This is a genomic window from Novosphingobium resinovorum, assembly GCF_001742225.1.
GTDB lineage: Bacteria > Pseudomonadota > Alphaproteobacteria > Sphingomonadales > Sphingomonadaceae > Novosphingobium > Novosphingobium resinovorum_A.
This window is the reverse complement of the sequence record NZ_CP017076.1, coordinates 481,334-496,464: the sequence shown is the minus strand read 5'-3', so window position 1 is coordinate 496,464 and position 15,131 is coordinate 481,334. Positions and strand designations below refer to the sequence as shown.

Sequence of the window (15,131 nt, the reverse complement as noted above, 5' to 3'; positions counted from 1 at the left end):
GACAATGGTTAATTATTTTGCCATAGTCCTGCGGGGCCGTGCACGGGTCGCCTTCGTTCCGGCGCGGGTTCGACGCGCTTCGTCCTGCAGGCTCCACCCGGCAAGGATATCGCGCCGGATAGCGTCGATGCCTGTGGTCTCGCGCCAGGTCATACCGATATCGCGCGCCTTCGCGCCGGGGCCGTGGGAGCCGGTCTCCCAGAAGCGGGAGTCCTGCGGTCGGAACACCCCGGTCATGGTGCCGTCGCGGGCGGTGCCGTTCATCGTCGTCCAGTGGTCCGGGTGGATATGCCGGTCCATGAAGCAGTCGATGAAGATCGCCTGTCCGACGGCCGCAGGGTCGGCATAGCGCCCGTCGGCGAAGCGCGTTGTCGGATGCCACGGCCGCGCGAGCGCTACGGCGCCGTCGGGCACCCCGGCCTCGCGGGTCAGGCGCGAGCGGTAGACGATGATGCCGTGCGCCTGCGACAACTGGGTCGATGGCGCGGCGATGAAGGACTGGAACTCGCCCGGAACATAAGGCTCACTGCGCGGACGGGAGCGGATCTCGCTGTCCTCGATCAGCAGTTGCCCGTTGCCGAAGATGAAGTCGATGTTGCCCGCCACCAGGCTGCGGCGCACCAGCGCCCGGCCGCCGTTGGTGAACAGCGTATCCTGATAGCCGAGAATTGCCGTGCGATCGACGAGCACGCGGTCGCTGTGCACGTCGAGGAGCAAAGCGACGGCCTGCGGGTTGGCGATGCGCTCCGCGCTGCCCTGCGGGTGGTGGTCGTTGGCGAGGTAATCGAAGGTGTTCTCAATGGTCAGGTCGCGGATCACGACGTCCTTTGCGTCCACCATCAGCGTCGCCGAGCCGGGCGTGCCCCAGCCGTCGCGGTGCCAGCCTTTCGCGGTTTGCGCTACGGCGCCGAAGTGCACACGCGTGCGCTGCGCGCCGCTGCCGATCAGGCGGAGGCGGCTCCGGGAAATCACCGGCTTTTCGGCATAGTCGCCCGGCGCCACGCGGATCGTGATCCAGTTTTCGGAACCGTCGCGCGTTGCCGCGTCGAGCGCACGTTGGATCGACGTGTAGCACGGCGCCGCGCCGTCCCCGCACGACGGCCGCACGACGTACTCGGTCGGCGCCGCCATCGCGGTTCCGGTGGACAGCATCGCTGCCAGTGTGAACGCAAGTCTGCCGATCATTCAGGTGCGCTCCCTCGCGCCGGTTCAAGGGTTTTGAGGAAGCCGTCGATCTGCTCCGCGACGCGGGGCAGCCACGGTTCGAACAGCCAGAAGTCGTGCGGCGCATTCTCGAAGGCGAAGAAGCGATGGGCGATGCCGTGGCGTTCGAGCGCGGCGAGCACCGTGGTCTTGCCTTCGGTGAAGCGCGGGATGCCGCTGCTGACGATAAGCGTCGGCGGTGACTGTGCGCCGACATGGCTGGCGGCGCTCGCGTCCTTCCAGCGTGCGGCGGCGTGCTCGTAGGAACCGCCAAGCCAGCGCGCGGCGGGCGATGCCTCCCCGGCGGCATTCTCGAACTGCAGCGCTTGCGGGGTGGTGAAGTCCAGCACGCCGTCGAGGTCGATCAGCGCGGCGGCGGTGCGCTCCGTGCCCGAGCCGAACAGGCCCGAAGGTCCGGCATAAGCGAGCAGCGAGGCCATCTGTCCGCCGGACGACGCGCCGCCCACAGCGATGCGGGCGGGATCAACGTCGAATTCGGCAGCATGCGCGCGTGTCCATGCCAGTGCGTCGCCGATGTCAATCATCCCCGCCGGATAGGCCGCCTCGACCGATAGACGGAACTCCGGCAGGAACACGGTGTATCCGCGCTGGGCAAGGAGGTTCGCCAGAGCGTAGAAATGCGTCTTCGCCCCGGCGCGCCAGCCTCCGCCGTGGACGAGCAGGATGCCCTGCCGGTTGGCTCCCGCCGAGGGGCGGAACACGTCGATATGAAGGTCGCGGGTGCCGGTGTTCTTGTAGGGCCGGTCGAACAGCACCGACTGGCCCGCTTTCCACGTCACGGCGGGCCAGGCGATCCCGGGAAACTTGTCCCGGTACTGTGCGAAGCGCTGGCCGATCGTGTAGCTGTCATCCACCTCGCGTGCCGGGGCATGGCCCGGCAGCAGCATGGCGGCGAGGGCCAGCGCACATGCGAACTTGCTTGAAGCCGGCACTCTATATCACTCCCGAAAAACGAAAAAGAGGACCGCCGCCCGAGGGGTATTGGGCAGCGGTCCTTCCAGGTATCAGAACTGGTAGCGGGCGCCCACGAACCACTGCGCGCCGGTCTTGGAGAATTCGCGCACCAGATACTGAGTTCCGTCGCCGGTGCCGTAGATGCGCTCCCGTTCGTTAGTGATGTTGATCCCCTGGAGGTTGACGCTGATCTGCTTGGTCAGGTTGTAGTAGGCCGAGAAGTCCACTTGCGTCGGCCCGTACTTGCGTTCCTGCACGTGGCCGTTGCCGCCCGGTTGGCTCAGCAGATAGTCGTCGCGCTTGTTGATCGAGAGGCGAAGGCCAAGGTCACCGGTGTCATAATAGGCCGTGAAATTGTAGGAGTTGGGCGACAACCCCGTGGAATCGCGGGCAGAGACATGGGTGTAGTTCGATGCGATGCCGAAGTACGAAAGCGCACCCGGCAGGAAGGTGAACGGCACGTTGAGCGTCGCCTCCAGCCCCTTCACGCTGTTCCCGTCCGATGAGTTCACGGTGCTGTAGAATGTGTACTGCGCGGTCGCCGGGTCCGCCTGGTACGAAGCGTCGTAGCGCGGATCGGCGTAGATCGCGGCCCAGTATTCCTGCGGGACCGACTGCTGCACCACCGAGGTCGTCAGCGAGCTGATGATGTTCTTCTTGAACACGCCTACCGAGAACAGGCCGCCCTTGCTGAAGTACCACTCGAAGCCGAGGTCGAAGTCGTTCGACAGGTAGGGCTTGAGCGCGGGATTGCCGAGGTTGCTCACCGTGCGCGTGGTGTACTCGAACACGGGCGCGGCGATGTTGAGCGAGGCGAGGCCCGGCCGCGTCATCGAGCGGGCATAGGCGAAGCGCGCAACGAGGTCGGGCGTGATGTTCAGCGCCGCGTTGAACGAGGGCAGGAAGTTGTCGTAATGCCGCTTCACGTCGACCGGCGATCCGGAGATCACCGCGCTCGATTCCACGTCCGTCCGCACCCAGCGCGCGCCGCCGTCGAGGCGCAGGGTCATCGAACCGATGTCGATCTCGCCCGTCACTTCGCCGTAGCCGCCGGTGGTCTTTTCAACCACTTCCCAGCCCGCCGCGACATTGGTGGTGTAGTTGCCCGAGAAAAGGCCCGACGATCCGATCGCGTCGAAGTCCATCACCGCGAACGTCGGCAGGCCCCCGGAAACCACGCCGCTGCCGAAGTGGCTGTACGGGAAGGCGGTCATGTAGCTGGACGGATCGAAGGTGGGCAGCTCGCCCTGAGCCTCTGAATAACGCACGAGGCGGCGGTTGTAGGCGAAGCCCGCCTGCGCGGTGAAGCGGCCCTTGGTGAAGGTGGCGTTGGTCTTGGCCGTGAAGTTGTCCTTCACGACGTTGTTCAGGCGGTTGGCGGGGGTCGTCGCGTTGATGAAGTTGGTGGCATCGTTCGGGTCGTAATCACCGTAATCGACTTTGGCCACGTCCTTGCTGCCCGAATAGTCGTAGGCATAGTAGTGCGGCACCGAGCGGGCGTAGAAGCGCAGCTCGGTGCGGTCGGCGGTGTCGCGCGCCTTGCCGACCATGGCGTCGATCTTGAGGTTGCTCGTCACTTCGTAATCGCCCGAGAACACGAACTGGCGGAACTTGGAGGTCGAGGTCTGGTGGCGGCTTTCGTACCACGATGTCACGTCGTCGAAGGCGGCGGCGACCAGCTGCTTGCCGTCAGGCGCTACGGTGAACGACAGCGGGGTCTGGCCGACGAAGTTGCCCGGGGTGCCGTGGGTCAGCAGCCACTCCATCGAGTTGTAGCTGTAGCGGTCGTTGTCGAGCTGCGAATAGAGCGCGTCCAGACTGAGCGTCAGTCCGTCGATAGGCTTGGCCTGGATCGAGCCGGTCAGGCCGAGGCGCTTCTGGTCGTTACCGAAGAAGTCCGCACGCGGCAGGCGCGGCGCCCACAGGCAGTCGAGGCGGTCGGCGGCGCCGCAATCCTCGGGCGTGCCGGTGACGGTCGGGTTGGTGTCCGCCCAGCTGTCGCCGTTCACGTAAGGCGAAGTCCAGCGCACGCTGGAGAAGCCTTCCTGATAGACCGTGCGCTTGGAATAGGCGGCGGAGAACAGCACGCCGATCTTGTCGTCGGCGAAGGTGTCGGAAATCATCACGGTGGCGCGCGGATCGACCTTGCGCGTCATCGTGTTGTACCCGCCCTGCGCCGATCCGACGACATGGAAGCCCTTGAAGTCGAAGGGCTTGGCCGAATAGAGATCGACGGTACCGGCGATGCCGCCTTCTTCGATCGAGGCGCGCTGGGTCTTCTGCACGTCGATGCGGTTGAACAGTTCGGACGCGAAGACGTGGAAGTCGAAAGCGCGGCCGGCATTGATGGTGAAGCCGCCGGAATCGAGGCCGTCGCTGCTGGCAGGCACTTCCATGCCATTCAGCGTCGTGCGTGTGAAGTCGGGCGAAAAGCCGCGCAGGGTGATGTTGCGGCCTTCACCCCCTTCGCGGGAGATCGCGACGCCGGGCAGGCGCTGGATCGATTCCGAGAGGTTGAGGTCGGGCATCTTGGCCATGTCCTCGGCCATGATGCTCTCGGTGAGGTTCACCGCGCGGCGCTTCAGGTCCTGCGCCTTGGCGAGGCTGCCGCGAAAGCCGGTGACGAGGATTTCGGAGTTCGCAGCCGGTTCCTCATCCGCCGCCGCGGCCTCTGCCGCCGGGGATGCGGCCTGTGCGGCGGCGACGGGTGCCTGTACGCTCGGGGCCGAGGTCAGGCTGGTCTGCGTCAGGGTGCGCGGCGACATCGGAGGCGTGGCGCGGGCGACGATGGCATAAGAACCCGGCCCGGTGCGGCGGGCGGTGAGACCGGTCCCCGCCAGCAGGCGGTTCAGTGCATCGTCCACGCTCATCTCGCCGCGCACGGCATTGGTGCGTACGGCATGCGTCAGGCGGCGCGCCGCGATGATCTGGATGTCGCCCTGTCGGCCAAGCTGGCTGATCGCGGTTTCGGCAGGCTGCGCCTCGATCGCGAACTGCCGCGTCTGCGCTGCCGCCTGAACCGGCGAGGCTACTATGCACATGATCGCAGATGATGCGAACAAGGCACTCCGAATGTCCGAAGTATTCATTATCCCTCCCAATGTCCCGATCCGTCAGGTTTCTTTTCACCTGTGCTCTTTAAGAGTCTCCGGAGCGGATATTCCTTCTCGTCATCTCAAAAAAATTTATCATTCGATCCGAATGAGGTTCGGATTGCTGGTGTCGAGCGACACGCCGAGGCTGGCCTTCACCGCTTCGGCGAAGCCTTCAGGGTCGTTGACGCGGAACAGGCCGTCGAACTCCTCGCGGGCGACGCGCGGGTCGGCGATGATGATCTGGCGCTGGTTGTAGCGGTTGAACTCGTCTGCCGCGTCATAGAGCGTGCGCCCGTTGAGATCGATCATGCCGCCGCGCCATGCCAGCGCCCGGTCGACGGAAGAGGAAATGCCGGTCTCGTAGTCGATCACCGCATGGGCGCTTAGCATCGCGCGGTCCCCGGCCTCCAACTTCATGCGCAGGCTCTGGTCGCCGTCCGCCCAGGTTTCCACGATGCCCTCGGTGACGAGGATCTCCACCCCGGTTTCACGCCGCCGCACCGAGAAGGCCGTTCCCACGGCGCGCACGCGGACGTTCCCGGCGGCGACGACGAAGGGGCGCTGCGCGTCCTTGGCGACCTCGAACCATGCCTCACCCTGTGCAAGCTGCACCTCGCGCAGCTTGGTCGCCATGCTGACGGTCAGTTCGCTGCCCGAATTCATCGTCATCACCGAGCCGTCCGGCAGCGGCAGGCGCCGGATCTCGCCGAGCTTCGTCGTATAAGCTGCCGGGCTTTGGCTCCAGCGCAGCCCGACGAAGGCGAGCGCAGCCGATGCAGCCAGCCCCGCCAGCACGCCGCGACGACCCCAGCCCGAGGGCGCGGGCTCTTCCTCCTCGACCGGGACAGCCGGTGCCTCGACCTCGGGGGTCAGCGCCAGCCACTGTGCCTGTACCTGCAGCAGCAGGCCCTGACGCAGCGGGTCTTCGGCCAGCCATGCCTGAAGTTCGCTCTCGTCGGCCTCGGTCCAGCCGTCGGCGTCCATGCGCGCCACGAACCGCGCCGCCTCGTCGCGAGCCTGATCGCCTGCGAGCGTCACCATGACCGCGCCCCCCGGCGATCGGCGCCGAGCATGCGGTTCTCGCTCTGCGCCTCGGCCTGCGTCCAGGCGTCGCGGACGGCGCGCACGCCGGTCCAGACCTGCTTCTCCACCGCCTTCTCGGTCATGCCGAGATGGGCGGCGATTTCCTTCTGGGACCAGCCTTCGATCTTGCGCAGTTCCACCACGCGGCGGCAGCGTTCCGGCAGGCGGCCGATGATGGCCAGGACCCGCTCGTAGCTGATGCGGCTCGCGGCCTGTTCCTCGGGCGAGGGGGTTTCGTCCTGCCATGTCTCGATCTCGCTCACGGCCTCCAGCACCACGACCTGCTGGCGCTTGAGACGGCGCAGCAACAGGTTGCGGGTGATCGAGAACATGTAGGCCAGCGGCCGGTCGATGTGGTCGACCGAGGGCAGCATCGCGATCCGGCAGTAGGCTTCCTGCATAACCTCGTCCACGTCCTCCGGCGAGAGGCGCGACCGGGCCAGCCAGCGGCGGACCCGCGCCTCATGGGGCACGATCTCGCGCGCGACCCAGAGGGCCGTCCCGCGTCGCCGCGCAAGTTCCTTGTCTGCCTCCCCTGGCGTGGCACCCTCCCTCAGGCATTCGGATTTCCCGTTTGCCATGAAAGAGACACGGCGCGGAAAATTCCTTCCGCGCGGGCGCAGATTTTTTCAGGAGAGGAAGCGGACCAGCAACACTGGGCCTGCGGTGGTGACCGGAGCATCGATCCGGGCACAGTCGAGATAGCCGAGATCGGTGTCGTCGAGTGTTTGCGCTTCAAGTGCGAGGAGGAACGTCGTGCCTGCGGGGGTGACCATTGCGTCGGGGGGCAGGCGCTGCATCTCGCAATTGTAAGTGCCGCGCCGGACCATGGCGTTGAGGTCGAGCACTGCCCCGCCCAGCGGGACGCCCTCGACGCTCGCAGCGCCGTCGAAAGGGAAGGGCGCGCTGACGGGGTCGAGTACTGCGTCGACGGCTCCGGATAAATGCAAGGTGCCTTCGAGCACCGCCAGCGTTCGGTCGATGCCCTCGAATGACGAGAACGGTCCGGCCTGTTCGACGCGCGCCATGCTGAGCCGCCACAGGAAATCGCCCATCCCCGCGCCGGGCGGGCAGACGGCGATCTCGCGCGTGGTGCCGCCGCCGTTCTTCCATGGAACCTCCGGGCAGTCGGCGGCGCGGATGATGCGGGTGATGGCCATGGGCGGATACTCACGAAAATACATTCGTCATTGCGAGGAGGCGAAGCCGACGACGCAATCCAGGGCGGTTTGCGCGGCCCTGGATTGCGTCGCTACGCTCGCAATGACGAGCAGGGGAGAGGATTACGGGATGCCCGGCAGGTCCAGCCCCTTCTCCGCCGCGCAGTCCCGCGCGATCTCGTAGCCCGCATCGGCGTGGCGCATGACGCCGGTGGCCGGGTCGTTCCACAGCACGCGCTCAAGCCGCGCCGCCGCCTCGGGCGTGCCGTCGGCCACGATCACCATGCCCGAATGCTGCGAGAAGCCCATGCCGACGCCGCCGCCGTGGTGCAGCGACACCCATGTCGCGCCGCTGGCGGTGTTGAGCAGGGCGTTGAGCAGCGGCCAGTCCGAAACCGCGTCCGAGCCGTCCTGCATCGCCTCGGTCTCACGGTTGGGCGAGGCGACCGAGCCACTGTCGAGGTGGTCGCGGCCGATCACGACCGGGGCCTTCAGCTCGCCCTTCGCGACCATCTCGTTGAAGGCAAGGCCGAGGCGGTGGCGATCACCGAGACCCACCCAGCAGATGCGCGCCGGAAGGCCCTGGAAGTGGATTTTCTCGCGCGCCATGTCGAGCCAGTTGTGCAGGTGCACGTTGTCCGGCAGCAGTTCCTTCACCTTGGCGTCGGTCTTGTAGATATCCTCCGGATCGCCCGAAAGCGCCGCCCAGCGGAACGGTCCGACGCCCTGGCAGAACAGCGGACGGATATAGGCGGGAACGAAGCCGGGGAAGTCAAAGGCGTTCGCCACACCCTCGTCCAGCGCGACCTGGCGGATGTTATTGCCGTAGTCGGTGGTGGGAACCCCGGCCGCCTGGAAATCGAGCATCGCGCGCACATGCTGCGCCATCGACGCCTTGGCGGCCTTGGCGACCGCTTCGGGTTCGCGCTCGCGGCGCTCCATCCATTCGGCGACGGTCCAGCCTGCGGGGAGGTAGCCGTTGATCGGATCGTGGGCGCTGGTCTGGTCGGTCAGCAGGTCGGGGCGAATGCCGCGCGCGTAGATTTCGGGCAGCAGCTCGGCGGCATTGCCCAGCAGGCCGACCGAGACGGGCTTTCCGTTCGCCTTCGCCTGCTCGATGATGGCCATGGCCTCTTCGATGGTGGCGGCGGACTTGTCGAGATAGCCGGTGCGCAGGCGCATCTCGATCCGGCTGGGCTGGCACTCGATGGCAAGGCACGATGCGCCCGCCATGACGGCTGCGAGCGGCTGCGCGCCGCCCATGCCGCCAAGGCCCGCCGTCAGCAGCCATTTGCCCGAAAGGTCGCCGCCATGGTGCTGGCGGCCCATCTCCACAAACGTCTCGTACGTGCCCTGAACGATGCCCTGCGTGCCGATGTAGATCCACGAACCGGCGGTCATCTGCCCGTACATGGCAAGGCCGCGCTTATCGAGTTCGTTGAAATGCTCCCAGTTCGCCCAGTGCGGCACGAGGTTGGAGTTGGCGATCAGCACGCGCGGCGCATCGGCATGGGTGCGGAACACGCCGACCGGCTTGCCCGATTGCACCAGCAGCGTTTCGTTGTCATCAAGGCGCTGGAGCGTCTCGACGATCCGGTCGTAGCTCTCCCAGTCGCGCGCGGCGCGGCCGATGCCGCCGTAGACCACCAGCTCCTCCGGACGTTCGGCGACGTCCGGGTGGAGGTTGTTCATCAGCATGCGCAAAGGCGCTTCGGTTAGCCAGCTTTTCGCGGAAAGCTGCGTGCCGGTGGCGGGCTTGATGACGCGGGTATTGTCGATACGGGTCATGTCAGGATTCCTGAAGAGCGAAGGCGCGGGCAGCCTTCATGATCTGGGAAAGCGTCTCGGTGATCGCGGCGGCGCGCGCCGGATCGAAGGCGGGGGGCCAGTTGGCCTCGCCGAGCATCTCGGGTTCGTCCATGTAGCCGCGAATGGCGAGTTCCATCTGGATGGCGTGGACGCCATTGTCGGGCTGGCCGTAATGCCGGGTGGTCCAGCCGCCCCGGAAGCGGCCGTTGAAGACGTGGCTCTCGCCCGATTGGGCGCAGATGCCTTCGACGGCGGCCGCCAGCGCGGGATCGCAGGTCTTGCCGCCGTTGGTGCCGATGTTGAACTGCGGCAGTTCGCCGTCGAACAGGCGCGGCACATGGCTGCGGATCGAGTGTGCGTCGTAGAGCACCACGCGGTCATGGACGGCGCGCAGTCGGTCGATCTGGGCCTGCAGCGCGGCATGGTACGGATCGAACCAGAGCGCGCGGCGGCGGGCGATCTCGGCCTCGCCGGGCGCTTCGCCTGAATAGAGCGGCTCGCCGTCGAAGGTCGTGGTCGGGCACAGTTCGGTCGTCGCCTGCCCCGGATAGAGCGAGGCGCCCGAAGGATCGCGGTTGAGGTCGATCACGCTGCGCGAGATGCACGTGCTGACAAGGGTTGCGCCAAGATCGGCGGCAAAGGCGTAGAGTTCGTCCACCCACCAGTCGGCATCGCGCCGCGCCAGCCACTCGGACGCGAAGAGGTGTCCCACGTCGGCAAGCTGGGTGCCGACGTGGGGGAAGGCGACGATGAGGGGGGCGTCGCCTTCAGTGATCTTGAGCCAGTCGCTCACGCTACACCGGGGAGGCTGTCACCTGCGGAGGCAAGCAGCGCGCCCGAACGGATCAGCAGGTTGGCCGCCTCCATGTCGGGGTGGAAATGGCGGTCGTCCTCCAGCGTCGGCACCTTGTCACGCAGGGTCGCGCGGGCAGATTCGAGCGTAGCGCTGGACGCGAGTGGGGCATGGAAATCCACCCCTTGCGCGGCGGCGAGCAGTTCGATGCCCAGTACCCCCGTCGCGTTGTCGGCCATGTCGAGCAGGCGGCGCGCGCCGTGGGCGGCCATCGAGACGTGGTCTTCCTGATTGGCCGAGGTCGGGATCGAGTCCACGCTGGCCGGATAGGCGCGCTGCTTGTTCTCGCTGACGAGCGCGGCAGCGGTCACCTGCGGGATCATGAACCCCGAATTGAGGCCGGGGCGCGGCGTCAGGAAGGCGGGCAGGCCGGACAACGCGGGGTCCACCAGCATGGCGATGCGGCGCTCGGCGATCGAGCCGATCTCGCAGATGGCCATGGCGATCATGTCGGCGGCGAAGGCGACCGGCTCGGCATGGAAGTTGCCGCCCGAAAGCGCCTCGTCGGTCTCCGGGAAGATCAGCGGGTTGTCGGAAACGCCGTTGGCCTCGATCTCCAGCGTGGTCGCGGCCTGGCGCAGAATGTCGAGCGCGGCGCCCATGACCTGCGGCTGGCAGCGCAGGCAGTAGGGATCCTGCACGCGCGCATCGTTCTCCAGATGGCTGGCGCGAATGGCGCTGCCGGTCATCAGGCCGCGCAGGGCATCGGCGACCTCGATTTGACCCCGATGACGCCTTAGCGTGTGGATGCGCGGGTCGAACGGGGTGTCGGAGCCCTTGGCCGCCTCGGTCGAGAGCGCGCCGGTGACGAGCGCGGAGCGGAACAGCAGTTCGGCCTCGAACAGCCCGGCCAGTGCGTTGGCGGTCGAGAACTGGGTGCCGTTGAGCAGCGCCAGGCCCTCTTTAGGCCCCAGTTGAGTGCTGGTGAGTGCCGCTCTGTGCAGCGCCTCGGCGGCGGGCAGGCGTTCGCCTTCGTAGAAGATCTCGCCCACGCCGATCATCGTCGCGGTCATGTGGGAAAGGGGGGCAAGGTCTCCGCTCGCACCGACCGAGCCCTGGCATGGCACCACCGGGGTCAGCCCCTTGACCAGCATCGCCTCCAGCAGCGCCACCGTCTCGGGGCGCACGCCCGATGCGCCTTGCGCCAGGCTGGCGAGCTTCAGCGCCATCATCAGCCGGATCACCGGCACCGGCGAAGGCGCACCCGTGCCCGCTGCGTGGCTCAGCACGATGTTGCGCTGGAGCGTCGCGAGGTCCTCGTCCCCGATCCGCACGCTGGCGAGCTTACCGAAGCCGGTGTTGATGCCGTAGACCGGCGCGCCCTTCGCCAGAATGCGCGCAACGGCGGCGGCGCTTTCCGCCACGCGCGGCGCGCAGGCCGGGTCGAGCGTGACGGCGGCGCCGCGATAGACCGCGCGCCAGTCCGCCAGCGGGACACTACCAGGTGTGAGCAGGACAGGATTCATTGACCACTCCAGATGCGGGCATGGAGCGGATTGAACCCCATGCGATAAACCAGCTGCGCGGGACGTTCGACGTCCCAGATGGCGAGATCGCAGCGCTTGCCCGCCTCCAGCGTGCCGCGATCCGCAAGCCCGAGGGCGCGCGCGGCATTGCGAGTGACGCCTGCAAGGCATTCAGGCACGGTGAGGCGGAACAGCGTCGCGCCCATGTTCATCGTCAGCAGCAGCGAGGTGAGCGGCGACGTGCCGGGGTTGCAGTCGGTCGCCAGTGCGATGGGCACCCCGGCGGAGCGCAGGCCCGCGACCGGCGGCAGCTTAGTCTCGCGCACGAAATAGTACGCGCCCGGCAGCAAGGTGGCGACGGTGCCTGATGCGGCCATGGCGGCGATCCCGGCCTCGTCGAGATGTTCGAGGTGATCGGCGGACAACGCCCCGTGCCGCGCCGCCAGCGCCGCGCCGTGGAGGTTGGAAAGCTGCTCGGCATGAAGCTTCACCGGTAGGACGTGGCGCGCGGCGGCGGCGAACATGCGCTCCGTCTGCGCCGGGGTGAAGCCGATGCTCTCGCAGAAGGCGTCCACCGCATCGGCAAGGCCGAGCGCGGCGACCTCGGGCAGCACTTCGTCGCAGAGCAGGGCGATGTAGCCGTCCGCGTCGTCCGCGAACTCGGGCGGCAGGGCATGCGCGCCGAGGAAAGTGGTGGCGATGGACACCGCGCGTTCTTCACCCAGACGGCGGGCGGCGCGCAGCATGCGGATCTCGCTGTCGCGGTCGAGGCCGTAGCCGGACTTGACCTCCACCGTGGTCGCGCCTTCCGCGATCAGCGCATCGAGGCGGGGCAGGGCGGCGGCGACGAGTTCGTCCTCGCTCGCGGCCCGGGTGGCGCGCATGGTGGAGACGATACCGCCCCCGGCCCGCGCGATCTCCTCGTAGGAGGCGCCGCCCAGGCGCATCTCGAACTCGGCCGCGCGGTCACCGCCGTGGATCAGGTGGGTGTGGCAGTCGATCAGGCCCGGGGTGATCCAGCGGCCTTTGCAGTCGACGATCCGCTTCGCATGGAGGGCCGGAGCCTCCGCAGCAGGCCCGGCGTAAGCGATCATGCCGTCCTTTGCCGCGATCACGCCATGGTCCACCGCGCCCATGCCTTCACCTGCCATAGTGGCGAGCCGGGCGCCTTTCCAGACGGTGTCGTACAGCATGATTCCGTGGCCCTCGTTTGCCTCGCCCATTGTGATTGCACCGTTCGAAATTAATGTATAGACAAAAAATCGAAGCAAGGAGCAGATTCATGTCGGCAAGGTCGGATGGGCGGCACAGGTCATTGTTTTTCGAGCATTGTCTGCTGCCCGAAGGCTGGGCGCGGAATGTCCGCGTTACGCTGGAGCAGGGGCGGATCGCCGCTGTCGATGCAGGTGCGGAACCCTCGCCTGGAGACGAGCGCCACCCTTGCGCGCTGCCCGGAATGCCCAACCTGCACAGCCATGCCTTCCAGCGCGGCATGGCGGGCCTTGCCGAGCAGCGCGGCCCTGCGAACGACAGCTTCTGGACCTGGCGCGAGATCATGTACCGCTTCGTCCAGCGCATGACCCCGGACGACGTGCGCGCCATCGCCGCGATGGCCTATGTCGAGATGCTGGAAGGCGGCTTCACCCGCGTCGGCGAGTTCCATTACCTCCACCACGACCGCGAGGGCGGCGCCTTCGCCGACGTCGCGCAGATGAGCGCGGCGGTGCTGGCGGCGGCCGGGGACACCGGCATCGGCATGACGCTGCTGCCGGTGCTCTACAGCTACGCCGGGTTCGGCGCGCAGCCGCCAGCCCCTACGCAGGCGCGCTTCGTCAACGATCTGGACCGCTACGCACGATTGTTCGAAGGCGCTCAGGCCCATGCTCGCGCGCTGCCTGATGCCGTGGTCGGTGTGGCGCCGCATTCCCTGCGCGCCGTTTCGCCCGATCAGCTGCGCGATCTCGAACCGCTGGCGAAAGCCCGACCGGTCCACATCCACATCGCCGAGCAGGTGAAAGAAGTGGACGACTGCCTCGCATGGAGCGGTCGGCGCCCAGTCGAATGGCTGCTGAACAATGCCGAAGTGGACGCGCGCTGGTGCCTCGTCCATGCCACGCACATGACGGAAAGCGAAACCGTTGCCGCGGCGCGTAGCGGTGCGGTGGCAGGGCTATGCCCGATCACCGAGGCGAACCTCGGAGACGGGCTGTTCCCGGTGGAAGCGTTCCTGCAGGCGGGTGGCCGCTATGGCATCGGCAGCGATTCCAACGTGCTGATCGACGCGGCCGAGGAACTGCGCCTGCTCGAATACGGCCAGCGCCTGACGCGCCGCGCGCGCAACGTAATGGCCCGGGAAAGCGGCCGCTCCACCGGCGCGGATCTTTACGCAGGCGCGCTGACGGGCGGGGCGGCGGCATTGGGCGTCGAGGGCGGCATCGCGGTCGGCCTGCCTGCCGACATCGTCAGCCTGAACCTCGATCATCCGGCGATGGTGCACCGGGCGGGCGATGCGATAACCGACAGCTTCGTCTTCGCCTCCGGGCGCTCGGCCATTGACTGCGTGTGGCGCCATGGCGACAAGCTGGTGAGCGAAGGGCGCCACCATGTCCGCGACCGGGTGGTCCGCGACTATGCCAAGGTACTGGAGACACTGATCGCGTGAGAATGCCCCTTCACGAACGCATTCGATCGGATTTCGAGGGCCGCATCCTCGGCGGCGAACTGGCTCCCGGTGACCGCCTGCCGATCGAGCAGGAGCTGATGCAGGAATACGGCTGCTCGCGCATGACCGTGAACAAGGCGCTCTCGGCGCTCGTCGCGGCGGGGCTGATCGACCGGCGCAAGCGGGCGGGGACGTTCGTGGCGCGTCCGAAGGTCCATTCAATGGTGCTCGACGTGCCCGACATCGCCGCGCAAGTGCGCGAGCGCGGGCAGGACTATGCTTTCCAGCCCATCCGCCGCCGGGTCCGGGCAGCGGGCGATGACGAGGAGGAAGTGCTGCTCGCGGGCGGCGGGGAACTGGTCCACATCGATGGCCTGCACCTCGTCGATGGCGCGCCGCTTGGCGTGGAGTTCCGCCTGGTAAGCGCTCTGGCCGTGCCGGAGATCGTTGGCGCCGACCTCGACGCGGTTCCTCCGGGGACGTGGCTCCTGCGGCACGTGCCCTGGACCGAGGCGGAGACGCGCATCTCGGCCGTCGGCGCGCAAGTCGAGGAAGCGGAATGGCTGGGCGTGGCGGTCGGAACGCCGTGTCTGTGCGTCGAGCGCCGGACGTGGCGCGGCTCGGAGCGGATTACTTACGTGCGCCAGCTGTTCCTCGGCGATGCCTACGACATGGTGGCGCGCTTCGGCCCGGTGGCGCCATTCGGCGGTATGCCGCGGGAAGGTATGAAAGTTTGAATGGATGGGGAGCGGACCTGTCCGGATAAAGTTCAGGGTGACGGCGGATTTGGGTGATGGGGTGGACGCCCCCCGACGGCATCGATGT

General features: G+C 67.2%; 12 protein-coding genes. 2 read left to right on the top strand and 10 right to left on the bottom strand.

The features are described 5' to 3' along the window. Positions 1-12 precede the first annotated feature (12 nt). From BES08_RS19800 to hutI, 10 genes are all read right to left on the bottom strand, one after another. On the bottom strand, positions 13-1,185 hold the full coding sequence (locus BES08_RS19800) for a pectinesterase family protein (protein ID WP_008829306.1): 1,173 nt from the start codon (positions 1,183-1,185) through the stop codon (positions 13-15). Beyond that, positions 1,182-2,156, bottom strand: coding sequence for an alpha/beta hydrolase (locus BES08_RS19795; RefSeq protein WP_008829307.1), 975 nt, complete (start codon positions 2,154-2,156; stop codon positions 1,182-1,184). The genes BES08_RS19800 and BES08_RS19795 overlap by 4 nt, the downstream gene beginning before the upstream one ends. A gap of 72 nt (positions 2,157-2,228) precedes the next feature. Beyond that, a complete protein-coding gene (locus tag BES08_RS19790; protein ID WP_008829308.1) occupies positions 2,229-5,267 on the bottom strand; it encodes a TonB-dependent receptor in 3,039 nt (1,012 codons plus the stop codon). 99 nt (positions 5,268-5,366) lie between these two features. Continuing rightward, positions 5,367-6,314: a FecR family protein gene (locus BES08_RS19785; RefSeq protein ID WP_036530874.1), complete on the bottom strand. Its 948-nt coding sequence runs from the start codon at positions 6,312-6,314 to the stop codon at positions 5,367-5,369. Beyond that, on the bottom strand, positions 6,308-6,937 hold the full coding sequence (locus BES08_RS19780) for an RNA polymerase sigma factor (RefSeq protein ID WP_008829310.1): 630 nt from the start codon (positions 6,935-6,937) through the stop codon (positions 6,308-6,310). Before BES08_RS19780 ends, BES08_RS19785 begins: the two co-directional genes overlap by 7 nt. 48 nt (positions 6,938-6,985) lie before the next feature. Further along, a complete protein-coding gene (locus BES08_RS19775; protein ID WP_008829311.1) occupies positions 6,986-7,516 on the bottom strand; it encodes a HutD/Ves family protein in 531 nt (176 codons plus the stop codon). 123 nt (positions 7,517-7,639) lie between these two features. Next, on the bottom strand, positions 7,640-9,304 hold the full coding sequence (hutU, locus tag BES08_RS19770) for a urocanate hydratase (protein WP_069709388.1): 1,665 nt from the start codon (positions 9,302-9,304) through the stop codon (positions 7,640-7,642). A 1-nt stretch (position 9,305) separates the two neighbouring features. Beyond that, positions 9,306-10,118 (bottom strand): N-formylglutamate deformylase, encoded by an 813-nt coding sequence (gene hutG / locus BES08_RS19765; RefSeq protein WP_008829313.1) that lies wholly within the window; start codon positions 10,116-10,118, stop codon positions 9,306-9,308. Next, complete coding sequence (gene hutH / locus BES08_RS19760; protein WP_069709387.1) at positions 10,115-11,644, bottom strand: histidine ammonia-lyase; 1,530 nt, start codon at positions 11,642-11,644, stop codon at positions 10,115-10,117. Before hutH ends, hutG begins: the two co-directional genes overlap by 4 nt. Beyond that, positions 11,641-12,837, bottom strand: coding sequence for an imidazolonepropionase (gene hutI / locus BES08_RS19755; RefSeq protein ID WP_008829315.1), 1,197 nt, complete (start codon positions 12,835-12,837; stop codon positions 11,641-11,643). The genes hutH and hutI overlap by 4 nt, the downstream gene beginning before the upstream one ends. A gap of 89 nt (positions 12,838-12,926) precedes the next feature. On the opposite strand from hutI, the gene BES08_RS19750 reads away from it, so the two are divergent. Continuing rightward, positions 12,927-14,306, top strand: a complete 1,380-nt coding sequence (locus BES08_RS19750; protein ID WP_069709386.1) for a formimidoylglutamate deiminase — start codon at positions 12,927-12,929, stop codon at positions 14,304-14,306. Between the two features lie 2 nt (positions 14,307-14,308). Next, the gene (gene hutC, locus BES08_RS19745) at positions 14,309-15,043 is read left to right on the top strand and encodes a histidine utilization transcriptional repressor HutC (RefSeq protein WP_008833402.1); all 735 of its coding nucleotides are present in this window, start codon (positions 14,309-14,311) and stop codon (positions 15,041-15,043) included. The last annotated feature ends 88 nt before the right edge of the window (positions 15,044-15,131 follow it).